Origin of the sequence: Kitasatospora sp. NPDC048298 (assembly GCF_043201465.1) — a bacterium.
GTDB lineage: Bacteria > Actinomycetota > Actinomycetes > Streptomycetales > Streptomycetaceae > Kitasatospora.
In genome coordinates, this window is the sequence record NZ_JBICYZ010000110.1 from 1 (window position 1) to 22036 (window position 22036).

22 protein-coding genes and 4 pseudogenes are annotated in these 22036 nt (G+C 69.8%); 11 read left to right on the forward strand and 15 right to left on the reverse strand.

Annotation, left to right across the window (positions count from 1 at the left end; genetic code table 11):
- The 3 genes and pseudogenes from ACGF0D_RS41855 to ACGF0D_RS41865 all read right to left on the reverse strand — a co-directional run.
- Positions 1 to 195: pseudogene (locus ACGF0D_RS41855) on the reverse strand (hypothetical protein); the annotation flags it as partial.
- A gap of 12 nt (positions 196 to 207) precedes the next feature.
- The gene (locus tag ACGF0D_RS41860) at positions 208 to 510 is read right to left on the reverse strand and encodes an RNase A-like domain-containing protein (RefSeq protein ID WP_392880307.1); all 303 of its coding nucleotides are present in this window, start codon (positions 508 to 510) and stop codon (positions 208 to 210) included.
- 6 nt (positions 511 to 516) lie between these two features.
- Complete coding sequence (locus tag ACGF0D_RS41865) at positions 517 to 681, reverse strand: hypothetical protein (RefSeq protein WP_392880309.1); 165 nt, start codon at positions 679 to 681, stop codon at positions 517 to 519.
- Positions 682 to 1275: 594 nt separating this feature from the next.
- Here ACGF0D_RS41865 and ACGF0D_RS41870 point away from each other — a divergent pair.
- From ACGF0D_RS41870 to ACGF0D_RS41890, 5 genes and pseudogenes are all read left to right on the forward strand, one after another.
- On the forward strand, positions 1276 to 1743 hold the full coding sequence (locus ACGF0D_RS41870) for a hypothetical protein (RefSeq protein ID WP_392925503.1): 468 nt from the start codon (positions 1276 to 1278) through the stop codon (positions 1741 to 1743).
- 39 nt (positions 1744 to 1782) lie between these two features.
- Positions 1783 to 2760 carry a transposase family protein gene (locus ACGF0D_RS41875; protein ID WP_392925505.1) on the forward strand — a complete coding sequence of 326 codons (978 nt, stop codon included), beginning with the start codon at positions 1783 to 1785 and terminating at the stop codon, positions 2758 to 2760.
- A gap of 241 nt (positions 2761 to 3001) precedes the next feature.
- A complete protein-coding gene (locus tag ACGF0D_RS41880; RefSeq protein WP_392925507.1) occupies positions 3002 to 3610 on the forward strand; it encodes a DnaJ C-terminal domain-containing protein in 609 nt (202 codons plus the stop codon).
- Between the two features lie 399 nt (positions 3611 to 4009).
- On the forward strand, positions 4010 to 4168 hold the full coding sequence (locus tag ACGF0D_RS41885; RefSeq protein ID WP_392925509.1) for a hypothetical protein: 159 nt from the start codon (positions 4010 to 4012) through the stop codon (positions 4166 to 4168).
- Between the two features lie 150 nt (positions 4169 to 4318).
- Positions 4319 to 4966, forward strand: a pseudogene (locus tag ACGF0D_RS41890) (aminoglycoside N(3)-acetyltransferase); the annotation flags it as partial.
- 108 nt (positions 4967 to 5074) lie between these two features.
- Here the strand turns inward: ACGF0D_RS41890 and ACGF0D_RS41895 are convergent.
- From ACGF0D_RS41895 to ACGF0D_RS41915, 5 genes and pseudogenes are all read right to left on the reverse strand, one after another.
- Positions 5075 to 6601: a M1 family metallopeptidase gene (locus tag ACGF0D_RS41895; RefSeq protein WP_392925511.1), complete on the reverse strand. Its 1527-nt coding sequence runs from the start codon at positions 6599 to 6601 to the stop codon at positions 5075 to 5077.
- Positions 6602 to 6787: 186 nt separating this feature from the next.
- Positions 6788 to 7615 carry a sulfurtransferase gene (locus ACGF0D_RS41900; protein ID WP_392925526.1) on the reverse strand — a complete coding sequence of 276 codons (828 nt, stop codon included), beginning with the start codon at positions 7613 to 7615 and terminating at the stop codon, positions 6788 to 6790.
- 277 nt (positions 7616 to 7892) lie between these two features.
- Positions 7893 to 8054, reverse strand: a pseudogene (locus tag ACGF0D_RS41905) (hypothetical protein); the annotation flags it as partial.
- Positions 8055 to 8056: 2 nt separating this feature from the next.
- Positions 8057 to 9229, reverse strand: a complete 1173-nt coding sequence (locus ACGF0D_RS41910) for a zeta toxin family protein (RefSeq protein WP_392925513.1) — start codon at positions 9227 to 9229, stop codon at positions 8057 to 8059.
- Between the two features lie 220 nt (positions 9230 to 9449).
- The gene (locus ACGF0D_RS41915) at positions 9450 to 9584 is read right to left on the reverse strand and encodes a hypothetical protein (protein ID WP_392925515.1); all 135 of its coding nucleotides are present in this window, start codon (positions 9582 to 9584) and stop codon (positions 9450 to 9452) included.
- A gap of 420 nt (positions 9585 to 10004) precedes the next feature.
- Between ACGF0D_RS41915 and ACGF0D_RS41920 the strand changes: the two genes are divergently transcribed.
- On the forward strand, positions 10005 to 10310 hold the full coding sequence (locus tag ACGF0D_RS41920; protein WP_392880321.1) for a hypothetical protein: 306 nt from the start codon (positions 10005 to 10007) through the stop codon (positions 10308 to 10310).
- Here ACGF0D_RS41920 and ACGF0D_RS41925 read toward each other — a convergent pair.
- The 4 genes from ACGF0D_RS41925 to ACGF0D_RS41940 are packed head-to-tail and all read right to left on the reverse strand — an operon-like array spanning position 10276 to position 14121.
- Positions 10276 to 11148, reverse strand: a complete 873-nt coding sequence (locus tag ACGF0D_RS41925) for a bile acid:sodium symporter family protein (RefSeq protein WP_392880324.1) — start codon at positions 11146 to 11148, stop codon at positions 10276 to 10278. The two genes, ACGF0D_RS41920 and ACGF0D_RS41925, sit on opposite strands and share 35 nt — an antisense overlap.
- Positions 11149 to 11208: 60 nt before the next feature.
- Positions 11209 to 12543 (reverse strand): Dyp-type peroxidase, encoded by a 1335-nt coding sequence (locus ACGF0D_RS41930; protein WP_392925517.1) that lies wholly within the window; start codon positions 12541 to 12543, stop codon positions 11209 to 11211.
- A 19-nt stretch (positions 12544 to 12562) separates the two neighbouring features.
- Entirely contained in the window at positions 12563 to 13576 is a 1014-nt protein-coding gene (locus tag ACGF0D_RS41935) for a hypothetical protein (RefSeq protein ID WP_392925518.1), read from the reverse strand.
- Positions 13577 to 13587: 11 nt separating this feature from the next.
- Positions 13588 to 14121: a hypothetical protein gene (locus ACGF0D_RS41940; protein ID WP_392880332.1), complete on the reverse strand. Its 534-nt coding sequence runs from the start codon at positions 14119 to 14121 to the stop codon at positions 13588 to 13590.
- An 884-nt stretch (positions 14122 to 15005) separates the two neighbouring features.
- Between ACGF0D_RS41940 and ACGF0D_RS41945 the strand changes: the two genes are divergently transcribed.
- On the forward strand, positions 15006 to 16649 hold the full coding sequence (locus tag ACGF0D_RS41945; protein ID WP_392925528.1) for an IS3 family transposase: 1644 nt from the start codon (positions 15006 to 15008) through the stop codon (positions 16647 to 16649).
- Positions 16650 to 16702: 53 nt separating this feature from the next.
- On the opposite strand, the gene ACGF0D_RS41950 is transcribed toward ACGF0D_RS41945, so the two are convergent.
- Together ACGF0D_RS41950 and ACGF0D_RS41955 are read right to left on the reverse strand one after the other, a co-directional pair.
- The gene (locus ACGF0D_RS41950) at positions 16703 to 17293 is read right to left on the reverse strand and encodes a hypothetical protein (RefSeq protein WP_392882262.1); all 591 of its coding nucleotides are present in this window, start codon (positions 17291 to 17293) and stop codon (positions 16703 to 16705) included.
- A 16-nt stretch (positions 17294 to 17309) separates the two neighbouring features.
- Positions 17310 to 18281, reverse strand: a complete 972-nt coding sequence (locus ACGF0D_RS41955; protein WP_392925520.1) for an aldo/keto reductase — start codon at positions 18279 to 18281, stop codon at positions 17310 to 17312.
- A 392-nt stretch (positions 18282 to 18673) separates the two neighbouring features.
- On the opposite strand from ACGF0D_RS41955, the gene ACGF0D_RS41960 reads away from it, so the two are divergent.
- Together ACGF0D_RS41960 and ACGF0D_RS41965 are read left to right on the forward strand one after the other, a co-directional pair.
- Complete coding sequence (locus tag ACGF0D_RS41960; RefSeq protein WP_392925521.1) at positions 18674 to 19630, forward strand: EF-hand domain-containing protein; 957 nt, start codon at positions 18674 to 18676, stop codon at positions 19628 to 19630.
- Positions 19533 to 19802, forward strand: a complete 270-nt coding sequence (locus tag ACGF0D_RS41965; protein WP_392925530.1) for a hypothetical protein — start codon at positions 19533 to 19535, stop codon at positions 19800 to 19802. Before ACGF0D_RS41960 ends, ACGF0D_RS41965 begins: the two co-directional genes overlap by 98 nt.
- Before the next feature lie 585 nt (positions 19803 to 20387).
- Here the strand turns inward: ACGF0D_RS41965 and ACGF0D_RS41970 are convergent.
- On the reverse strand, positions 20388 to 20684 hold the full coding sequence (locus ACGF0D_RS41970; protein ID WP_392925522.1) for a contact-dependent growth inhibition system immunity protein: 297 nt from the start codon (positions 20682 to 20684) through the stop codon (positions 20388 to 20390).
- Between the two features lie 271 nt (positions 20685 to 20955).
- Between ACGF0D_RS41970 and ACGF0D_RS41975 the strand changes: the two are divergent.
- Positions 20956 to 21165, forward strand: a pseudogene (locus tag ACGF0D_RS41975) (transposase); the annotation flags it as partial.
- A 240-nt stretch (positions 21166 to 21405) separates the two neighbouring features.
- A complete protein-coding gene (locus ACGF0D_RS41980; protein ID WP_392925524.1) occupies positions 21406 to 21903 on the forward strand; it encodes a hypothetical protein in 498 nt (165 codons plus the stop codon).
- Positions 21904 to 22036 lie beyond the last annotated feature (133 nt).

The window sequence follows — 22036 nt, forward strand, 5'->3', positions numbered from 1 at the left end:
ATCGGGCAACGAGGACCGCGTCACACGGCGGACGTCCTCCGCCACCTCCTGTGCGTACGCCCGCCCTTCGACTTCGAGCAGGTTATCGACGAACGCGAGTATGCCGGCCGCGTCCCGGGGCGCGAGCCGGGACTGGAGGTACTTCGTCAGGCCACTCAACCCGAAGTCTTCGGTGAAATCGGCACGGGGCTTCATGCGGGTGCATCCTTACTTCGGGTAAGCGGTGTAGACGACGAACTTCTGAGGATGACCCCGAACGTACTTCAGGGTGATCACCACGTTGTTCCCAGTGGGTGTATCGGCCAGGGGCTTCGCCGGATCGTTGACGGTGTACGTCGTACCAAGGGAGTCTTCGTCCCTGAGTGCCCAGGTGAACGACTTCGTGTCACGCGTCGGATCGATCGGGGCATTCTTGCCGCGTCTTTCCTGCTTCGTGATCCAGTCCGCGAGTTTCTGCGCGTTGGTGCCGTTGGCGTACCACTGGTCGAAGGCCTTCTGGACCGCCCGCACGACGGTCTACTGGTCGGCCCAGACGCTCGCCACACCGTCCTTCGTGACCTTGTCAATGAGCCTCTGGCCGGAGATGTTGACGTGCTGGCTCAGGGTATGGGCCTCGTCGGCCACGGTGTTCAGACAGTTGTGGACGAGCAGATCCTGGCCCTGGCCGCCGGTGGCGCGCACGTAGAAGGGTGTGCAGGCTTCCGACAGTCAGGTTGTAGACCGCCTGGGGGTGCCAGACCGGGGCGATCCTGCAGGGCGCCGACCGTCCGCAGAGAACCGCCCGCAGTGCGCAGGCGGTCATTCGCGACCAGAGCGGAGGGCGGGGCGAGGGCGGTGGTCATGACAGACGACAAGATGCCGGTCGAGCGCCGGTGGGCAGCCGGTGCATGATGCACCGGCTGCCCACCGGCGTTCTTGTGATCTCAGGACGTCAGGTGGTGGTAGCCCGCCACAAGGAGTCGTCCGTATTCGAATTGAATCCCGAGGGCCACATACCGATCGTACTGTTTCTGGGTGACCTGTGGGCCGTAGGTGAGCGAGCCCAGGAGGAAGCGAAACGCCAGGTCAGGGCAGGCATGCATGGCCGTGTGGCTAACGACTCGGTCCACGATTGCTGATGTGGGTACAGTTCCTTGAATGGAAGGATTGGGGGATGCTGCTCGTTGACCAGCAAGCGTCCCCTGCTCGGAGGTGCCCCCTTCCGTGACCGGGCGGCCCCGGCCAGCGGGCAGACTGAAGGCCGCACAAGGAGGACGCATAGATTCCGGTGAGCCGATGTACCAGTTCCGGCGTGACGTCACGCGGCAGAAAAGCCCCCCGAACCTTCTGGACGTGACAGGGGCACACGGTCTGGCCCAAGCCGCCGGCATCGCGAGCTTCTGGATCCGCAAGGGCATCGCTGACCGCGTTGAGGTACTCAACCGGCAACGACTAGTCCTTGCGATCTCACGGTTCGACGTCCGCGTGCTCGATGAGCCGCACGGGCAGAACACCTATCAGGTCTGGACGCTGGACCAACAGCACGCCTTGATCTGCCTCGGCCACGCGGCCCAGCTGCGAGACGCGTTGGTCATCGCCGACGAGCAATTGCTGTCCCAAAGTGCGGCCGCTGCGGTGGAGATTCGCAGAAGCCGCTCCATCGTCGCACTTCTGACCCGGGCGGACCTGGGCTGGGTGTGGCCCGGACGCGGCGTTCGCACGTGTATGGGGGACGCCAGCGCTGGACTGACAGCTCCTTCGTGACTGCCGTGACGTGACAGTGGCCGCACGGGTTCTTCGAGTGTGACCAAGAAGTGGGCCCGTGCGGCCTTGACCCATCCTGCCTTCTGCGGCGTCTCGCGTACACATCTCGGCGATTTGATCGAAGAGTTGGCCGACCCGTGGCTCGCCCGGTGCGAATCGGAGCTCCGTGAGCGCCGTGGTGCCGAGCGGCAACGCGAGGCCGGTGCCGGGCCGAAGCACGACCTGGTCTTCACCGACCGCATGCTGGTCACCCTGGTCCACCTGCGCACCGGGCTCCCGCACGCCGCGCTCGCCGAACTGTACGGCACCGCCCGCTCCACGATCTCCCGCGCCATCGGCGAGATCCGCCCGCTGCTGGCGGAGCGCGGCTTCGCCGTCCCCGACCGCCCCGGCATCCGACTGAGCACCCTGGCTGACGTGTTCGCCTACGCCGAGGCCGAGGGGATCCGGCTGCGGATCGACGGCGCCGAGACCCAGGTCCGCCGCCCGAAGGCCAACCGGCCCGGGCGGCGGGCCTTCGTCTCCGGCAAGAAGAAGCAGAACACCATCAAGACCACCACCATCAGCGACGGCCAGGGCCGCCTGCTGTGGTCGGGTGCGGACCGCCCCGGCCGTATGCACGACCAGACCGCGATGCGCACCGAGGGCATCGCTGAGCAGTTCCGTCTCCGCCCGAAGGTGACAGCCGAGGTCGACGAGGGCTACCGGGGGTTGGCTAACGAGTTTCCCGACCAGGTCAGCACCCCGCCGAAGAAGCCGAAGGAGGACACGCCGCTCGGCGAGCAGTTCGCCTGGCGGGAGATGCGCCGACGGCAGTCCTCGGAGCGGATCTGCGTCGAGCACGCCAACGCCGAATTGCGGCAGTGGCGCCCGCTCCAGCGCTACACGGGCCGGCGCGAGGACTACGCCGAGACCCACCTCGCGATCGCCTCACTTGTCTCGGACCGCTCAGCCCGCCGGCCGACCAGCCGCAAGCCGAGCACTGAACTCGTGCTCGCCCGGCAGGCCGCCTGCTGATCAACCACCAGCCGACCCGCCAGTCCGGCACGTCCGGACCTCAATCGCGGACCGAGTCGTAAGTGCGGGCGCCACCCCGGGAATGGACTTCCAGGAAGAGTCCTGTGCCAGCTCCAGGAGGCCGGGTGCGACGATCATGATCTCGTCCAGAACAACCCCGGTCAGGTGCTGATAAGGGCTTGGCTCCACCTCCTCCGGAGGAGCGAGGCCCTCTGTACTGAGCCGCTCCCGGCACAGCCGGATGACTTCGAGGAGCCAGTCGCGAGGGTCGATCCCCTCGCTCCTCAAGTTCAGACGGCGTTCGCTTCCCACCGCCCAGAGCGTTTCGAACACCCAGGTTGGCACGGCTGGAGCCGCGAGCCGGAGGGCAACCACCACCAGCCCTGCGAACGCTGCGCCCGGACGTCTACCCCGAACTCGACAACCTGGTCGCACGTCTGCTCGCCAAGAACCCCGACGACCGCCCCAGGACGCCCACCAGGCCCGCACCGCCATCAACGAGATCGGCGACCGCTACTACGGCCGCCACGCACCCCGGCGCGGCAAGGACTACCCGACCGAGGTCACGCTCAGCCGGGAGGAGGCCCGGAACGGCACCATCGTTCCCCTGCGGGTCAGCTCCCGCACGACCTGCCCGGACTGCGCGGGCAGCCCGAAGTACCAGGACCAGGGCTGGTGCCCGATGTGCCGCGGCTCTGGCCACGTGCCCGCGCGAGTCCGGGAGCACCAGGTCCGTTTCCCCGCCGGCCTCCGCGAAGGACAGTGCGTCCGGCTTCGCGGCCTGGGCGAGCGCGGGACCAACGGCGGCGAGAACGGCGACCTCTACGTCACAGTGCACATCGAGCCCTGACCGCCGGGCGACTCAGGCTCGACCCCGCGTGTACGTGAAGTCGAGTTGTACCGACCAATGGTGGATGGACCATGAGTCCATCCCCGCCCCTTCGCTCTTCCCCACCTCGGCCGCGCCCGCCGCCTGCCCTGCCGACCAGGCCGGGTACGGGCGGCAACTACGAACCGATGCAGGCTGCGGTCGGGTGGGTGGTTAGGCGCGGCGTGCTCCGCCCCCACACCCGTGGCCAGCGCCAAGGGCTGCGCTGGACCAGCCCCTGCCGCCCGCCCTGCGCCGCCGGATCCGCCGGCGGGGCCGTGGCCGGCCCCGCCGCCGACCCGTCACCGCACCGGCCGGACCGGGTGCGGTCGTGGGTGACGGTCCGGACGGCAGGGGCTCCCACCTCGCGGGGCCATGGTGGTGAGCGCCCGACGAAGTCCAGCCGCGGCCACCGCGGCTTGCCCGCCGCCCGGCCCGCTCCGGAACGGCGACGGACAGGAGGACGAGCCCGCCGTCCTGGCCGCCGACGAGCTGGCCGTCCACGGGCTCCTGATCAGCCCGCCGATTGCCAACGGCTGACGATCGGTTTCCGATCGGCTGGCCCGCCGATCCGCAGCCAATTGAGAAACCGATCCTGACCTGCGCAAACCGATCCAGCCGATCAGATCCGCCCACCCCCTGCCCAGCCCCGGAACGGGGCTCCGAAAGGACTCGGCGGGGCGTCCCGCGCTGGGTCGCGGCGAGGGCGGCGCGGCGGCCGTGGTGGCCAGCCTGCGCGAGGCGGTCGGGCCTGGCGGCACCGTCGCCGCTCCCACCTTCACCTCCGACACGGTCCGTGACCCGGCCCCCGGGCACAGCGGCCCGCCCGGCCCCGGGGTCGCCGAACTCCGGGCCGCCGTCCCGCTGTTCCACCCCGGGCTCCCCACCGCCACGGGTGCGGTGGCGGAGGCGCTGCGCGCCCTGCCGGAGAGCCTGCGCAGCGCCCACCCGCAGGTCTCGGTCGCCGCCGTCGGCGCGCACGCCCGGGAGGTCACCGCCCGGCGCTCGCTCGGCTTCGCCGTCGGTCGGGAGTCGCCGTTCGGTGCGCTGCACGACCTCGGCGGGTACGTGCTGCTGGTCGGCGTCGGCCACAACCGCAACACCTTCCTGCACTACGCCGAGACCTTCGCCCCCAACGGCCGGCTCAAGCTCCGCCGCTTTCCGATGGCGATCCAGGGCGAGTGGGTCTGGATCGAGGCGCCGGACGTGGGGGACGACAACGACACCCACTTCCCGCTCGTGGGGCGGGAGTTCGAGGAGCAGGCGGGCATTCGCGAGGTCCTGGTCGGCGAGGCGCCCTGCCGGTTGGTCCCGGTCCGCGAGCTCATACCCTTCGCCGTCCGTCGTCTCACCGAGCTGCTGGCGGCCGAGGGCTCCGGGGCCGCGCAGGCCGGGCCGACGGTCCCCGCAGTGCGCGCGGAACCGCCGGCCCGTCCCCGCGTGCCGTCAGTGACGGGCTTCGTGCACCGAGCTGGTCTCCTGGATCTTCTTCCAGGACTTCGGCTCGGCCGGCAGCTGTCCCTCGGCCCGGTCCGCGCCCGGCGCCGGCGAGGCCGCGGCCGCTGTGCCCGCCGGTACCGGTCCGACGGCGGGCTTGCTCGGGGTGAACAGCCAGGTGTTCAGCAGGTCGCCGAGCTTCTGGCCCGACACCTTCTCCGCGTACGCCTGGAACTCCGGGATGGTGGCGTTGCCGTAGCGGCGCTCGGTGGGCCAGCCCTTGAGGATCTGGAAGAACTTCTCGTCCCCGACGGCGTTGCGCAGCGCCTGGACGGCCACCGCGCCGCGCTCGTACACGGGGCTGGAGAACTGGTTCTCCTCGCCCGGGTCGCCCGGCTTGACGGTCCAGAACGGGTCGTCGGCCGGGTGCGAGGCGTAGATGTAGTCGGCCAGTTCCTGTGCGGTGCCCTTGTTCTCGTGCTCGGACCAGAGGAACTGCGCGTACTCGGTGAAGCCCTCGTTCAGCCAGATGTCGCTCCAGCGCGAGAGCGAGACGCTGTCGCCGTACCACTGGTGGGCCAGCTCGTGCACGACCAGGGAGTCGTTGGTGCCCTTGGCGAACTGCCGGGGGCTGTAGAAGGCCCGGGTCTGGGTCTCCAGGGCGAAGTCGGTCGGGACGTTGGGCACGTATCCGCCGACGGAGCTGAACGGGTACTCGCCGAAGTAGCCGCTCAGCCAGTCGACCAGCTCGCCGGTGCGCTCGACGCTGGCCCGGGCCGCGTCGGCGTTGTCGCCGAGGTCCTTGCTGTACGCGTTGTAGACCGGCAGCCCACTCGGCGTGGTGTCGGTGCTGATGTCGAACTTGCCGACCGCGAGCGTGGCCAGGTAGGTCGCCTGGGGGTTGTTCTCGCGCCAGCTGTACTTGGTCCAGCCCGCCTGCGAGGAGGTGCCGGTCAGGATGCCGTTGCTGATCACCTGGTTGCCGTCCGGCACCAGCACCGAGACGTCGAAGGTGGCCTTGTTGCTCGGGTGGTCGTTGCTCGGGAACCACCACCAGGCCGACTCGGGCTGACCGGCCGCCACCGCGCCGTCCGGGGTGCGCAGCCAGGCGGTGAAGCCGTACTTCTTCACGGTGGACGGCACGCCCTTGTAATGGACCACCACGGTGGCTTGGCTGCCCTTGTCCAGTGGGCGGGCCGGGGTGATCTCCAGTTCCTGCTCGCCGCTGGTGGCGAAGGTCGCGAGCTGCCCGTTGACCCGGACCTCGGAGACGTTCAGCGCGAAGTCGAGGTTGAACCGGGAGAGGTCCTGGGTCGCCGTGGCGAGGATGGTCGTGGTGCCCTCCAGTTCGTCGGTGGCGGGCTGGTACTTCAGCCGGATGTCGTAGTGCGAGACGCGGTACCCGCCGTTGCCGTAGGTCGGGTAGTACGGGTCGCCGACCCCGGCGGCGCCGGGTTGGAAGTCGGAAGCCGAGGCAGGGACGGCCAGGAAAAGGCTCAGGGCACTGGCAGCGGAGACGATCAGCCTCTTGCGCACGTGGTCCTCCAGGATCACCGGAACGATGGGTCGGATCGATCCTTGTCCCGGTGGTCCGCAGTCCGCTCCCCGATTATGAGACGTTCATGAAAAAAACGCGCCGAAATGACGGCGCCGCAAGGCCGTCACCCGCCCCGCCCGTCACCCCGCCCCACCCGGCCGGCCCAGCCCGGACTCCGGTGGCGCTCATGCCCCGAGCGCCACCGGAGCCCGGACCAGCGAGCCGTACTCCGTCCACGAGCCGTCGTAGTTCTTCACATGCGGGTACCCCAGCAGCTCGGTGAGCGCGAACCAGGTGTGCGCCGACCGCTCGCCGATCCGGCAGTACGCGATCACCTCGCGCTCCGGCTCCACGCCCCGCCCCCCGTACAGCGCCCGCAGCTCCTGCGCCGAGCGGAACGACCCGTCGTCGTTGGCCGCCTGCGACCACGGGATGTTGACCGCGCCCGGGATGTGCCCGGGCACCTGCGCCTGCTCCTGCGGCAGGTGCGGGGGCGCGATCAGCTCGCCCCGGAACTCCGCCGGGGAGCGGACGTCCACCATCACCGCGTCCGCGCCGGGTTTGGCGAACACCTGGGCCCGGGCCAGGACCTCGTCCCGCAGCGCCCGCAGCTCGGGCCGCTCGGGGCCGGTCAGCCGGTAGGTGGTGTGCTGGTAGTCCATCACCTCGTGGGTGAGCTCCCGCCCCTCCAGCTCCCACTTCTTACGCCCGCCGTCCAGCAGCCGCACCGGCCCGAAGCCGCGCAGCCGCAGCAGCCAGTAGGCGTACGCGGCGAACCAGTTGTTGTTGCCGCCGTACAGCACCACGGTGGTGTCGTCCTCCACCCCGACCGCCCGCAGCAGGTGCTGGACGCCGTCGCGGTCGACCTGGCTGTGCAGGTCGGTGGTCCAGTCCCAGCCGACCGCGCCGGGGATGTGGTCCCGGTCGTAGGCGGTGGTGTCCTCGTCCACCTCGACGACCCGGATCGTCCCGTCGTCCCCGGGCCGGGACGGGCAGCGCAGCCACCGCCGCAGGCCTCTCCAGCCGGCGCGACTGCAGGAGATGCGGCATGAGTGGCAGGGCCAGCGCGCCGATGGCGACCAGGTCGTCGCGGTACTGCGGCATCGCCGCGTGCAGGCCCCGCTGGACGGTCCAGAACGTGGCCGCCTCCTGCTCGGTGTAGGGACGCGCCTGCTCCGCGAGCAGGGCCAGCGCCGCCGCTCCCTGCCGCGGCCGCTCCCCGCCGGCGGGCCGGCTGCGGTACAGCGCCGTGAAGTCGCGCCGCATCACGGCGACCTGGTCGACTGCCGCCAACTCCTCGACGGCCGCGACGACGTCGGGCAGGACCCGGTAGTGCGCGTCGTGGCCAGCCGTGGAGGTGAACCGGGCGGGCAAGCCGCGCCCGCTGGCCCGGGCATAACGATGGGCGGTGCCTTGGCGCGAGTCGGCCGCGCGCACGGCCAAAACCAGCAGCTCTACCCGGTACCCGGCCCGCCGATAGACCCCGGCCGCCGCGGCGAACTGCGCGGGGTCGGCGGGGTGGTCTCGATGACGAGGTTCCCGCGCCGCTCGCGCACGTAGGCCTCGGCCTTGGCCTGCCAGGCCCGGTAGTCGGCGCGGATCGGCTCCGAGGCCCGGCGCGAATCGGTGCGCAGCAACTGCAGGTAGTCCGGGTGCAGGACTTTGAAGTCGTCGCCGGCCAGGTGCACCGGCCGGTGCAGACTGCGGTGGACCAGGTGAGCGGCCCGGGTTTTGCCCGCACCGGGCTGACCGACGACGTAGACCACGACCGGGTTCTCCTGGCCGACGACCGCGCTCAGCATGACCGGCACGACCATCGCTTCGAAGACGAAGGCGTGCTCATCCGCGGACAGGCGGTGGTAGTCGACGCCGGGAGGCAGCCGCAGTGGTTGGGCGGTGCGGCGCACCGGCTCGGCCAGCGCCGCGGCCCGCGCGGCATCCCGGCCGGCCGCCAGCGCCCAGTCCGCCGGGATCCGCGGGTCGTTGACGCGGCGTTCGCTCGCGGCCAGCTGCCGCCGGAAGCGGCCGGTCTCCACCGCGTCCCACGAGCGAGTCCACTCGGCGACCACGGCCTGGGCAGCGCGCGCCGGGCTCACCCAGCGCCCGTCCGGGTCGAGCCTGTTGGCGTACACGGTCTCCAGCAGGGTGTCGGTGCTGCGCCGCACCACGAAGACCCGGTCGGCCAGGTGCCCGGCCTCCACCTCGGCCAGCGCGGCGGGCAGCGCTGCGGCGCAGGCGTCGTGGTTGTCCCAGCCCACGTAACGGGCCCGGCCTTCGAGGGCCAGGCGCAGGTAGCGGTCCAGGACGCCGAGCTGGCTGAGCGCCCCGGGAACGGCCAGGGCCACGATCTCGATCCGGTAGCCGGCCCGCCGGTAAGCGGCGATCTCGGCCAGGAACTCCTCGGGGCGGCCCAGCGGCGCCTCCACCACCGCGTCGAAGCGGCTGGCCCGCAGCCGCTCCTCCACCCGGGCCTGCCAGCCGTAGGTGTCCGTGCGCACCCGCACCCCGGCAGTGCGCACGTCCTCGACCAAGAACCCGGAGTACGAGGGATGGACGGCCTTGTAGGCGTCGCGGTCCACCCGCACGGCGCCACCCCGCTGGGCAAGGGCGGCGTACACCAGGTCCACGACGAGCGTCTTGCCGCTGCCCGCCTGCCCGCCTGCCCGGCCACGAACACCACCACCGGCCGCACCTGCGGCAGCGCCCCTGCGAACGCCTGCGGCAGAATCAGCTGCCGCAGCACCGCCTTGCTCTCGGCGTCGGACAGTACGTCCGGCGCCACCTCCCCCTCACGCACCGCGCCTCCAAGCGGTCCGTGACCAACTGCCCCTGCCCCACTGCGGTTCGTCAGGAACCGCTCTTCTGCTCCTGCTCCAGGCGGCTACGCAGCGTCTGGAGGGGCTCGTCGGTCTCGCTGACGACGTACTGGCCCCAGCCGTTGATCTCGCTGCCCACCTGGGCCTTGAGCGCGGGGGAGGGCAACGAGAAGACCTGGCCGTCAGGAACCCGGCGGGGGGAACGCGAGGCTGCCCCGGCCCTTGTGGTCCGTTCACCCTGAACGGACCTTCACCTGCCCGGCCCATGGGCCGATCGTTCAGGGTGAACGGACTTTCGCATACGACGGCGGGTAGGAGACGGGTGTGAGCACGTTCCCGTACGGCTTCGACGCGGCGAAGCTGCGGGCCGCCCGCACCACCGCCGGCGCCTCGGTCGCAGGATCGCCTGTGAGGTCGGGGTGAGCGAGCGGGCAGTGAGCCTCTACCTTCCGGGTAGCCGCGTTCCCCGCCCGGAGCTGTCGCCCCGGCTGGCCGGGGCGCTCGGCGTGGCCCCGGCGGCCCTGTGCACCGTCGAGCACGAGCGCCTGGTCCACCTGCGCGTGTTCCCGGCCGCAGCCGCGCCGAGATGGCCAAGGCGCTCGGCATCGCCGAGGAGACCTACCGCCAGTTGGAGACCACCGGGCGCCGCGGTACCCGCGCCCACTACGACCGCGCGCGTGACGAGTGGATCGCCTGGGACGACTGGGCTGCGTCGGCCTTCCACGCCAACGAGGGCCGCTACGAGATGCGGGAGATCGTCAACGCGTTCCTCTATCAGTCGCGGACCGGCTGCCAGTGGGACTATGGGGCACCGCCGGTTCCCGGTCCATGTGGTCGGCCACCGGCCCCGTCTTGTGTCACCGCTGCTGTGGGGTCCTTCGCCGGCTGCTGAGGACCGTGGCGATCGGCAGGGCTGCTGCCAGGCCGCTGAGAAGGATGGCGGCGAGGGCTCCGAGGATGGCGGGCTGGTCGTTGAAGGCGATGCCGATGGCGGCCAGTGCGGGACCGGCGTTGCGTACCGAGGCGACGCCGCCCATGGTGGTGCGCCGCACGGGTGGGCCGGTGGCCAGCAGCGTTCCCGCGGCAAAGGCGATGGCTGCGAGCAGGAACCCGGCGAGAAGGGTCAGGGAGCCGAGGAGCGCGACGACGTCCTGCCAGCTGCCGAGCAGCATGCCCGCCAGCACGATCAGGAACGTGATGTTGGAGACTGTCGCTGCCGTAGGGTGCCACGACCGTGCGGTGGGTTCGGCGTACCGGCGGATCAGCAGGCCGATGGCGAACGGTGCGAGTTGCAGCAGGGCCACGGTGCGTACCAGTGTTCCCACGTCGAGGGAGACGTCGGTGCCTACGTCGGCGGCGGTCAGGAGGCCGTTGACGGTGGGGGCGAAGGTGATACTGCCGACGGAGGCGAGCAGTACCTGCATGGCCGCGCCGCCGACGGTGTCACCGCGTTGGACCATGGCGAGTTTCGCTCCGAAGGGGCCGCCCGGGGAGGAGGCGACCAGGATGAGCGCGATGAGGGAGGCGGAGGGGAGGCCGAACAGGGCACCGATGCCCAAGCCGAGCAGTGGGACGACGACCAGGTTGGTGATCAGCGCCAGCAGCAGGAGCGGGATGTCGGCGAGAACTCCGCGCAGTGCCGGGACCGTGGCGCCCAGACCGGCGGCGAACATGGTGTCCGCGATGAAGATGACGGTGACGGCGTTGAGTACCAGGTGCAAGGTCTCCATCAGATTCCCTCGGGCGGCGGGGCACGTGGGGACGGCGCCGGGGCGTTTGGCGCCGCGCTGTCAGTCGTGCAGGCCGCCGAGCCGGCGCAGGGCGGTCAGGCTGGGCAGGAAGCAGTACTCGCCTCCTCGGGTGACGACGAATCGCGGCAGTGCGGCGAGGCGCCGGCGCAGGGGCCGGCGGGGGATGGTGAAGTCGGTGGAGCCGTCGCGGGATCCGGTGACGGGGTCCTGGGCGCTGTTTGCGCCGAAGAAGACGCCGTCGTTCATCCACTGCGTCTGGACGAACTCGAACTGCCGCCCGGGGTGTGCGCCGATGAACACGAACATCAGGCCGCGGTCGGCTCCGTCGTCCTCCAGTACTCCCTCGGGCAGCGGCGGGCCGTAGACGGCGCCGCGGCGGATCATGCGGTGCAGTCGCACCTCGCCGGCCACCGCGGCGTCACGGGGGTTGGCACGGCGGATGTGGCAGCCTCCGGGCGTCTTGAATCCCGCCGGGTCGTCACTTTCGTACAGGAAGGTGTTGCGGCGGTGCGGGTCGGCGCCGAGCGCGGGGTCGTCGTGCTGCGGTGCCAGGGCCAGGGGGGCGCCGCTGCGCCAGCGTCCCATGATCTTGGCGGCGACCAGCTCCTCGTCCTCGGGTCCGGTGGAGTTGTCCTTCAGGTAGTGGCGGAAGTCGGCGACGTTCTGGTGGAGTTTGCGGAAGACCGCGTAGCTGCCGTTGCGTCCCAGTACGGTCGGCTGCGGGGTCTGGACGCCGCCGAGTTCGTCCGGGTAGCCCAGGACGAACTCACCGGCCTTCAGGGGAACTTCCAGCTGGTTGGAGCCCGGTATGCCGCTGCCTTCGACGGCTGGATGGCTGACTCCGTCGCGATAACCGAAGTGCTCGGTCTCGGTGGGCAGCGCGTAGCAGTCCTGCCGCCATATCGCCGTCACGCCGGGGAGCCGGTCGTAGGCGGGTCGGGCCCGGTCGACGGCCGCCTCCAGGCGCGCCGGGTCGGGCGCGACCGCTGTGAGCACCACATGGACGTCGGGGCTGCCCAGCGGCGCTTCCCAGTGCTCGGGGCTGCTCGCGCCCACATCACCCAGCGCTTCGGCGCGGGCGGCCATTCCCTGCCGGAACTCCCAGGCGAACGTGTCCAGCGAGGCGCGTGGCACTCCCAGCGCCTCCAGGCCGCGGCAGGTGACGGCCACACTGACCCATGTCTCTCCCGAGGGGCTGAGCGAGTCCGCCGCGGAGGTCGCCGCGTTACTCGCGCGCCGCATCAGCTCCCGCCCGTCGCGCTGGTCGTCGATGCGGAAGACGAGATACGTCGCCGCGTATGGCGTCGGCCGGGGACTGAGCACCCCGCGCTGGATGTCGTCGAGTTCCAGCGAGACGTCCGTGTGCACTCTCACCGTTGACCTCCCGCCGGCCTTACCTGGAGACGAGGTTGCGCCAGAAGTTGCGCAGGCTGTCGTCCCCGCCGAACAGAGAGCTGAAGATCGTCGAGTCCGCCAGCAGCAGATCGCCCGCGCGATCACCACTGGGCGGCATCCACAGGAGCATGTTGAACTCGGTGTTGCCGGCCTCGGTGAACGGATGCGGCCTGGAGGTGTCGATCGGCTGCCGGGCCAGCACGCGGACGGCGTCCGGGGCGTCGGTGGTCACGTCGTAGTGGGGCAGGTGCAGGTGGAAGTTGAAGTTCGTCACCCCTTCCAGCCAGCCCTTCGCATCCAGGTCCCGGACGGTGGACAGCGGGGCGATCCGATTGCCCTCGCGGGTTGCCGGACGCAGCCCGTACCGGTTCGTGACCGGCACGCCGAGGCCCTTCATCAGGTCCCGGACGTAGGTGGCGAACCGCTGCTGCCGGGGCACCAGCGGATCACCGTGGTGGCGGTATTCCATCTCCCGGACCTTCAGGTCGTCCGAGGCGCCGACATCGTGGTGCGGGCCCAGGACGAGACAGGCGTCCTCGCGGCCGAGGAACGCCCGCAGAGCCTCGATCTCCCCGGGCTGGGCCTCCTGCTCGGTGACCGCGTGGTCCAGCCCGAACACGAACAGCACGTCGGTGTCGTTGAGGACCCGCTCGTCGAGCGGTGTGAAGAAGCCCGCCTGGTCGATGCGCTGGTACACCGGCACGGGGTGTCCCGTGACCTCTTCGACGTAGTCCTGGAACGGCACCCAGGCCCGGAAGAACAGCTCCAGGGACCCGGCGATGCCCTGCTGGAACCGGTACGGGTCCGACCACTTCGGCTCCTCGTACGCGGGCCAGGCCACCCGCCTGACCTCGGTCATCGTGGAGAAGCGGTTGTCCAGCTCGGCCGCGTCGCGCCCGGCCTCGGCTGGATAGCTCCACGACACGTAAACGCTCACCCGCCGCCCGTCAGGGGTCTGATCGCGCGGAATGTGCCGCTGGTTGTACGTGCGGGCGGTCCTGACCTCGCTCATTTCGCTCAGCCTCACTGCATCTGGTCGAGCATCTCCGACAGAGCGCTCTTGATCCGCAGAGCCTTCTTGATCTCGTCCGCCGTCACGTACGGATACTCCCCGTACTCGATGAAGCTCGGACAGTGGTGTTCCCGTACGAACCGCACGAACGCCTCCGGGTTCGTCCGCCAGTCCTCGGGAAACCCCTGGAGGTTCTCGAAGGCGGTGCTCACACCCGCCTTGCTGAACAGCGCGACTGCGTCCTCGGTGTACTTGTCGAAGTCGGTGTCGAAGATCCCCTGGTACATGAAGCGGGTGTCGTCGTCGAAGAGGACCCAGCGCAGATAGTGCAGCTTCAACGGCGCCAGAAGGTACGGATCCTGCTCCAGCGCCCTGGCCAGGGTGCGGCCGTACTCTCGTATCGCCTCGGCCCTGCCCGGCTTGACGTCCGCGATGATGGTGAACCCGTAACAGGCCGGAGTTCTCGGAAAGACGGGGCCGTACTTCCCCTGTTCCAGATGGTCGGTCTCCTTGGGGAGGACGACCGCCTGCGGCTTGATCTCCATGTCCGCACCTCCGCATCCCCAGGCCGGAACCCATCTTCAGCGTTGCACCAGACCGCTGGAAGCGCCCACTGAGCGCGGGGGGCCGAGGGGATAGCGCCAGCCATGGAGGCGGGCGAGCGTGTCTGCCTTCCTCGCCGATGCCCTTCCCTTCAGCCCGCCCCCGCCGGGGCTCGCCCTCCGCCAGTGTCGGCAAACCCTCGTTTGCCGACACTCAGCCCGGTGATCCCATCCGCTCAGGTGGGACGTGTCGGGAATCCGATCCGTAGCCGGCATGGCATCGCAGGCCGAGCGGCGCTCAAGGCGGCGTTGGTCGGTGTGGCCGGGCGCTGCGCTGTGCTTCTTGTTTTCGCGTCCCGCTGGTGTCGTCCGCTCGTGTGGGTGGGGTGAGGCGCGGGCGGTGGTCCCGTGGCGGTCAGGCGGGTTCTGGGGGTGGTGGCCGCAGGAGGCGGACTTTGCCGCAACGGGCGCGGGCGGCGTCCGCGCCGAGTCCGAGCGCCTCGCCGATCGTGGCCCAGGTCGCGCCGGCCTCACGGTCGGCGACCACCGCGCACCGGACCGGTTCGCGGGTCAGCTGCTGAAAGTCGGCCGCCCCACCCGGAAGGACCACTGTCCGTGGACAGTCTGTCGTGCTGTCGCGCCCGCCGTACACCCCGGTCCCGCCGCTGTACACAGCCACCGCCAGGCGCGACAGCGCGACAACCGCGACAGCTGTACAGACACCCAGCGTCACCTTGATGACCGGCCCGAGGGGGTGTCAAGGTTTCCGACGGAGACCTTGACACCCACCCCGAGCGTCACCAAGGTTTCCGATGGATACCTTGATGACCGCCCCGGGCCGGGTTGCCGCCCCGTCCCTGCGCCGCCAAGGTTGGCGGTACACCTTGATGCCCGGGTTGCGGAGGGCGACTACGCGAACTGGGGTAAATGTACAGGCTTCCACCTCGGTCCTGCTGCTGTGCCGCGTCATGGGCGTCAGCCGCTCCACCTACTACGCCTGGGTCGCCTCCCGGCCGGCGGTCGCCGAACGAGAGCGCATCGATGACGAGTTGGCCGACCGGATTCGCAAGATCCACGCCGCTTCCCGGGGCGCCTACGGCGTCCCCCGGGTGCACGCGGCCCTGCGCAGACAGGGCCACGGCATCAACCGGAAGAAGGTCGAGCGGATCATGCGCGCGCGGGATATTCGCGGTGTCACCCGCCGCCGGCGCCGCCACCTGACGAAGCAGGATTCCAAGGCCGCCCCGGCTCCGGACCTGGTCGGCCGGGACTTCACCGCCGAACGGCCCGGCACGAAGCTCGTCGGGGACATCACGTATCTCCCGACGATCGAGGGCTGGTGGTACCTGGCCACGGTCATCGACCCGGCAACCCGCGAGGTCATCGGCTACGCGATGGCCGACCACCACCGCGCCGAGCTGGTCACCGACGCGCTGAAGATGGCCGCCGGCCGGAGCGACCTGAGGCCCGGCTGCATCATGCACACGGACCGCGGCAGCGAGTACACGAGTACCGAATTCCGCAGGGAGACAAGGAAGTCGCGGCTGCGGCTGCGGCTGCGGCCTGCGGATCGGGTGAGGCCGATGCGGCCGGGAACACGACGGCCACGGCGTAGGCGCCTTCGCCTCGCCGAGGAGGGAGGGCCGGGTGGGAGTCAGCAGATCGGAGGCCGAGGCCCGAAGCCGCTTGGCGGCTCGCAGCCCCGCCGTGAGGTCGAGGGATTCCACCGCCAGAACGGCGACGGAGATCTCGATTCCGTACGCATTGGCCGGATCCGTCGGGTCGAACTGCGGCGGTGCGCGCAGCCGGATTTCGGCGACCAGGTACTCGCCGGCGTCCCGGAGATCCTCGACCGTCGCCAGCTGGTGCCGGTGCATGAATTCGTCGAGATCGAGAAAAGGGACCTGCATGCGAAAGTCGTCCAGGGTGGAGATGCCGTCGACCATGCGCGTCACCACCGACTCCACGCCGCCCGGATCGACCTAGGCGACCAGGTCGACGTGGACGCGGGCGAGCAGATCGGCCCAGATCGGCTCGTGCGTCACGGTCAGCCGCAGATCGTCCCGGACGTAGTTCGGCACGGTCCGGCTGAGGTCGCCGCTGACGCGCCGGACCGGGAAGAACGGCTGCTGCAGCACGATGTCGCCGACCCGGATGTCCGCGACCCGGTCGATGCGGGCGAATGCGATCTCATGGGTCGCGTTGATCAGGGTGAGAATCCCGCTGCTGTCGTCCGCCGGGGCCAAGGCGCCCTTGAGACGGTCGGGATCGCTCAGTGCGAGCAATGCGGTGTCGGAGAACGTACCCATGATCGCGATATGTCCCGCCGTTCCCTGGCGTGCCGCACGGATATTCAGGCGCGGGCCCCATTGGAGCAGATCCGGAACCGGTTGTGGGTTATCCATATGCAAACCGGCGTGGCGGGTCGGAGCGTGGATTCTTTCCCATCTGTTAAATATGGAAAGTTTGCCATTTATGTGAATGAAGCGTCTCTTCTGAGGCATCCCGCCTCCGCCCCGGTCGCTCCCTAGGGCGTAACCGGGGCGGAGCCCCGCCGGCGTCGAGGGGTGGCCGTGCCGGCTCGTCAGGACGTGCTGAACGTCAGGTGGAGCCGCGGACACGGCGCCGCGGTCTCGCCCTCAGGAGGCGGACCCCATGCCGCGAGAGCGGCGGAAACCCCCTGCGGGCCGGATTCCAGGTAGCAGATCATGTTCACCGGGTACCGGCTGTTGGCGGACATGTAGCGGTCCATCGGTGTCGGCTGCTCGCTTATTCGCAGCCCCCGCTCCTCGGGTGGGCCGATTCGGTGCCAGTCGGGATGCAGGTGGATGGAGCCCAGGATCTCGACCCCGTCGCGGTCCGCCTCCCGGTGGATGCGGAGCAGGTCCCGCGAGCTGCACCAGAATCCCCGGCGGGGATTGCGGTAGGCGCCCCCGAAGCACGGCGCTACGGAACGCGCGAACTCCTCGACCGCGGTCGGGTCGGTGGCGCGGACGTTGGTCGCGAACTGGACCGCGGTGACGGCCGCGACACCGTCGACGACGGTGCCGAGCAGAAGGGCGAAACAGGAGGGCGGTTCCTCCGGGGTACAGGACTCGTATTCATCGCGCGCCACGGAGATGAACGACTTGAGGGCGTCGAATCCGATCAGGGCGGTGTGGGGTGCGAGGATCATGGCGGCTCCTCCTCCTTCAGCCGACGTGCGCATGGTCGTCCGCTGCGGCGGTCCGTGACGCGAGATCCAACAACTGGAGCTCGGCCGGGGAGAGTTCCAGCATCGCTCCCGGGATCAGCTCGGCGAGCTGCTCGGGCGTCCTGCTGCTGGCGAGCGGGGCGACGACGTGGGGCTGCACTCTCAGCCAGGCCAGGGCCACCGCGGCGACCGCGGTGCCGTGCTCGGCGGCGATCGTGTCCAACGCCCGGAGGACCGTACGGCCGCGGGGCGTTTCGCCGTACGGCTGTGCCGCGCCGGTGCGGACGCTGGCAACGGCGGGAGCGCCCTCGCGGTACTTGCCCGTCAGGAAGCCCTGGGCGAGGGCGAAGTACGGGACGCAGGAGACGCCCTCGCGCTCGCAGACCGGGGCGATCCCGCTCTCGAAGGGCTCGCGTTCCACGAGGTTGTAGGGAGGTTGGACCGCCACGTACGAGGCGAGCCCCGAACGCTTCGACACCTCAAGGGACTCGGCCAGCCTGGGGCCGCTGATGTTCGAGGCGCCGATGTGGCGCACCTTCCCCGCCGCGACCAGGGCGTCGAGTGCGCCGAGGGTCTCTTCGAGGGGCGTCCCGGGGTCGTCCGCGTGCGTGTAGTAGAGGTCGATGTGATCCGTCCGCAGCCGGCGCAGGGAGTCCTCCACCGCCTGCTGGACGATCTTCGCCGTGAGCCCGGACAGCCCGTTCAGCCGGCCCACCTTGGTGGCGATGACGAAACGGTCCCGACGGCCGCGCGCGGCAAGCCAGTTGCCGAGGATGGACTCGGACTCCCCGCCGGTGTTTCCGGGGACCCACTGGGAATAGGAGTCGGCGGTGTCGATGAAGTTCCCGCCCGCGTCGGCGTAGGCGTCGAGAACGCGGAAGGATGTCTGCTCGTCGACGGTCCAGCCGAAGACGCTGCCGCCGAGGCAGAGTGGAAAGACGTCGAGCTCGGAATGTGCGATGGCAACCAATGGACGCTTTCTGGTTCTTGCCGGTTCCGGCGGTCGGGGTCTCCGGTGGCCGGTTCCGGTACGGAAGGTGGTCGCAGGGGACGCGGCGCGGCGCGACTTCCCAGGTCGTCACCGGTTGAGGGTGGGCCGACGTCACCGACGGCAATTGCCGGTAAACGGCGTGTACTTGATATTCAGTCAGTACGGAAACGGATACTACCGTCCGGTTCGGCGCCCTGCCGAGGCGCCGGCCGGACTCCGCCGGGTCCTGGACGCGGACACGTCTTCGCCGTCTTCGACCCGGACGGGGACGGCTGCCCGCGGCAGGACGACTTCGGGGCCCTGGCGGAGCGCTGGAGCCGCCTGCCGGCGTCCAGCGGGGCGCGGAGCTGAGGGCCAGGGTCGAGGCGCTCATGACGGGCTGGTGGGACCACCTGCTCACGGTGGCCGACACCAACCACGACGGCAAGATCGACATGGACGAGTTCCTGGCCCTCGTCGACCGGCTCCCCACCCTGCGCGCGGTCGTCACGGCAACCGCCGACACCGTCTTCGACGCCGTGGACGAGAGCGGGGACGGCCGCATCTCGCGCGCCGAACACCGCCGCCTCGTCGGCACCTGGCACGGCCGGAGCGTGGAGACCGACGACGTCTTCGACCTGCTCGACCTGGACGGCGACGGGTATCTCAGCCGATCCGCATCCGCCCTGCTGTGGGAGCAGTTCTGGATCAGCGCCGACCCGTCCGAGCCCGGCACCGTGATGTGCGGCCCGCATCCCGGAGCAGTGACCGCACTCCCGGCGGGCGGGCGGCGCCCCACGTGCGTGACCCGCCCTCCTGGGGGACGGCCCGGCCCGCCTGTCGGCTCACCTGCCGGCTGGTCACGCCTCGTCGAGGTGGCGGCGCTGGGCCGGGGTCAGGTCGAGGTCGATCGCGTCCAGGGACTCGTCGAGCTGGGCGACCGTGGTGGCACAGACGTCGGCCCCGCGCTCGCGGGGGTTGCTCCCGACCTGCAGTCCTCATGGACTCGGGTGAAGCCGGCCAGGACCTCGGAAAGCCGTACCCGCACGGGCACCGCGAGCCTTCCACGGCCCCGGTTCCTGTGCCGCCGGGGTCCTGGAGGGTACGCGCGTTCCACACCTGGGCGGACGAGTCCGTCTGGGTCGGTATCGTCCAACTTCTGGCGCGGGCTGAGTCCCCGCCGGCCGAATCGAGCTGAACCTTCGGACACCGAACTCCAAGACCGAAGGAGCTGCTTGACTCCTTGCAGTCGTGAGGTGTCTGGAGGGCTGGCGGCAGTTCGTCGCCGAGGCACCTCCCCCACCACGGCTCCTGTCCGAGGAGAAGTTCGCCGCACTGTCGGCGGTTGAGCAGGAACTGGACGACGAGGCCCACCTCGACCACCACGCGAGGCTGCTGGTCGTGGCGGCCTACACCGTCCGGCACACCGTCGCTTCGGGGCGGCGCCTGGTCCTGCTCAACCGCCACGCAATCAGCACACAGCACCCAGCACCCAGCACACAGCACCGGAGTATCGAATGAAGCCCGATGAATATGAAATGAACCGAAGCAGGATCTTCAATCGATCCGCGACTGCTGGATTGCCGAGCAATCGGTCGTGTCAACACTGCGAAAATTAGTGGATGAACTAGACCCGTCCGACGATCGCGGCGGAACTGCCTTCCAGGTCGTTAATTGCATGGCATTGGCCTTCAATATTCGACTGGCCATGGCCGGAAAGTTCACACGCTGGCACGCCATCGGGGGTGATTTGTCAGACGAAGAAACTGAGAAGAGGTTCGAGAGGTTTATTATCTGGCCCCTAAAACCTGATTTCCAGGGTCAGGCAACCCCGCCAGGCCCGTGACCGCGCGCACCATCTCACGTGTCATACGAGCCGCCCCTCGGCACGCTGAACCCGAGCCTGTTCGGATAGAACTCGGCCCAAGCACCCCGCTCATCGGGCGAGGCGCCGGTGGGCGGTGGGCCACGAGAAGGTGCGCTCTACCGCCCACTATGTCGGCGACCTACCGAGCCGGGAACCCCTTGACATCACGTTTTAGAGCAGGCAGCACGGCAGTCGACTCCGAGACGATCATGCGGACCTCCTGCCTGAGTTCGGGGAACTCACTCCAGACCTCCGCGCCCCTGGTGAGCACGGCCTGCCAGCAAGTCGCCCTCATGCATGTCGCCTTCCGCCAGTGGGTTGACCCGAAGGACTTCCACCGCCAGCGGCAGGAGATAGGCAAGGCCCGCGTCCTGCCTGATCAGCAACCGCATGCCCTCGACCGTCAGGCCGCCGATTGGCTTGCGCCGAAGCTCGCGCACGGCCGCCATCAGACGGGTTTCGCTGCCCGTTGGGGCCGACCAGCGGACGCCCTCAAGCTTCTCAAGGGACTGGTCACGGTTCACGAGTTGAGTCACCGACCGATCGTCCCATGTCAGATCTCAAACGCAGCCTCACTGGGCGTTTCGTCCATGAAAGCGGCAGTCGATCCGGATTTCCGGACTGCCTGGCCAGCTCTTCTGCGGGCATTCCGGAGGCTGATGCGATGGGAGTGCTGCCTGTATACGAATTCCCGCCGAAACTACGCACATTGTCCTGTCTCATCCCAAGAGGTCGGGCTGGAGCACGGTTGTCCACTGGAGCCCGCAGCCTCTGGCCGGAGGAGAGATTCCGCAGCATGCCGTTGTTATGACGGATCGTCAACCGTATCCGAGCGACCTGTCCGACGCCCGCTGGGCCCTGGTCGAGCCCACCCTGACCTCCTGGCGCCGGGAACGCACCGAACGGGCCCTCGCGTTCGGCCGGCCGCCCGAGCACGATCTGCGTGATCTGCTGGACGCGATCCTCTATGTCGACCGCACCGGCGTCCCCTGGCGCTACCTCCCGTACGATTACCCGCCCTGGGAGGAGGACTGAGTCACCTCAGTCCAGGGTCAGGCCGGTGGTCACGAGGCAGCCGTTGACGAGTTTCGGATGGCACTGGATCCTCTTGAGCCGCCGTTTCACGGCTCGGGTGATCTGAGAAGGCATCCGCAATCCGCTTGTGGCGTATGACTTTTCGCTGTTCAGGCATGGTGCGTGGGGTTGGGCGGGAGGGTTTCGGCGTCGGGTTGTTGAGGTCGGAACGGAGTGTGTGTGATGCCGCCGTCGCCGCTGGGGTTGCTGGAGGAGCGTCGGGAGGCCGCTCGGGCGCGGGTGGAGGATCTGGAGGCCGAGTTGGAGCGCCTCGCGGGTGAGCTGAGGTCGGCGAGGGCGTTGTTGGAGCGTCGGGTGGTGGCGGTGGAGGAGCTGGCCGAGGCGCTTGCCCCGGCCGAGGATGCCGTGGGGCCGGCGCAGGCGGGGGTGCGGGTGCCGCCGAAGGGGGCGGTGGTGCCGGTGTGGCGGGAGGGTCTGGATCCGGTGGATGCGCTGGCGCCGGACTACCGGCGGTTGGTGGAGGCGGTGGAGTCCGGCGGGCAGGGCGGTGTCGGCCTGACCATGCGGGAGGTGGCTGTCGCGGTCGGCCGGGAGCCGGTCACCGCGGTCACGGAGAACCTGCGGCAGAAGGCTCGGCGACTGGTGGAACGGGGCTGGCTGGAGGTCGACGGGTCCGGGAGCCGGTTCATGCCGCGGCGGAAGCCCCAGGCCGCAGGGTGACACTCCGGACCCGGCGGCGGTGGCGGGCCAGGCGCCGACTCATGACCATGGTCATGGACCACAGGATCACGGCCTGGGCGCTGTCGGCGCGGGTCTCGTAGTCGCGGGCGAGGCGGCGTGAGCGCATGAGCCA

What these genes read in the sequence shown, in the direction of transcription:
- ACGF0D_RS41880 (WP_392925507.1), top strand. Translation starts at nt 3,002, where the DNA reads ATGACTTCGAGGAGCCAGTCGCGAGGGTCGATCCCCTCGCTCCTCAAG.
- ACGF0D_RS41925 (WP_392880324.1), bottom strand. Translation starts at nt 11,148, where the DNA reads ATGGAGACCTTGCACCTGGTACTCAACGCCGTCACCGTCATCTTCATC.
- ACGF0D_RS41935 (WP_392925518.1), bottom strand. Translation starts at nt 13,576, where the DNA reads ATGAGCGAGGTCAGGACCGCCCGCACGTACAACCAGCGGCACATTCCG.
- ACGF0D_RS41950 (WP_392882262.1), bottom strand. Translation starts at nt 17,293, where the DNA reads ATGATCCTCGCACCCCACACCGCCCTGATCGGATTCGACGCCCTCAAG.
- ACGF0D_RS41920 (WP_392880321.1), top strand. Translation starts at nt 10,005, where the DNA reads ATGGCCAAGGCGCTCGGCATCGCCGAGGAGACCTACCGCCAGTTGGAG.
- ACGF0D_RS41870 (WP_392925503.1), top strand. Translation starts at nt 1,276, where the DNA reads ATGTACCAGTTCCGGCGTGACGTCACGCGGCAGAAAAGCCCCCCGAAC.
- ACGF0D_RS41980 (WP_392925524.1), top strand. Translation starts at nt 21,406, where the DNA reads ATGCCGCCGTCGCCGCTGGGGTTGCTGGAGGAGCGTCGGGAGGCCGCT.
- ACGF0D_RS41945 (WP_392925528.1), top strand. Translation starts at nt 15,006, where the DNA reads ATGCCCGGGTTGCGGAGGGCGACTACGCGAACTGGGGTAAATGTACAG.
- ACGF0D_RS41940 (WP_392880332.1), bottom strand. Translation starts at nt 14,121, where the DNA reads ATGGAGATCAAGCCGCAGGCGGTCGTCCTCCCCAAGGAGACCGACCAT.
- ACGF0D_RS41960 (WP_392925521.1), top strand. Translation starts at nt 18,674, where the DNA reads ATGACGGGCTGGTGGGACCACCTGCTCACGGTGGCCGACACCAACCAC.